The sequence below is a fragment of the Mesorhizobium sp. M4A.F.Ca.ET.020.02.1.1 genome, assembly GCF_004022645.1.
In the GTDB taxonomy this organism is placed as follows: Bacteria; Pseudomonadota; Alphaproteobacteria; order Rhizobiales; family Rhizobiaceae; genus Mesorhizobium.
In genome coordinates this window covers 1-460 of record NZ_RZOI01001393.1, presented here as the reverse complement: position 1 = coordinate 460, position 460 = coordinate 1, and the positions used below count along the sequence as shown (strand labels likewise).

Below are 460 nucleotides of genomic sequence, written 5' to 3'. Positions count from 1 at the left end.
CTTCCATGATGCCGGCGAGGCCGCCCGATACCATGCGGCCGAAAAAGCCACCGATTCCGGGCTCGGCATCATCGAGGAAATTCTCCTGGCGCAGCGCCACCTCGCGCGTCGGCGCCTCGTATCCGGCCGAACACATGACGAAATTGGCGATCGCCTTGACGAACAGCTCGTTCCAGGACGGGTCGTTGCTGGCCGCCGCGGTGCTCTCATTGATCCTGAACAGCACGTCCGCCTCGGCGCGGGTGATCGCGATGTTGCCGTCGCCGCCATAGGCGTAGAGAATGCGGCGCAACAGAGCGACCTCGGCCTTGGCCACCAGTCCCGGAACCAGTTGGCAGCCCAGCATCAAAGGTCCCTTGCCGTCGACCACCGCATGCGTGACCTGCTCCAGCGCATAGGCGGAAAGCCGGCTGGGCGACGATTTGGCCTTCTCCAGCACATGCACCAGGAGCTCGAGCTC

At 64.6% G+C, this 460-nt stretch carries 1 pseudogene; it reads right to left on the bottom strand.

Annotated features, from left to right (window positions below):
- Positions 1 to 460 (bottom strand): annotated as a pseudogene (locus EN742_RS37320) (hypothetical protein); the annotation flags it as partial.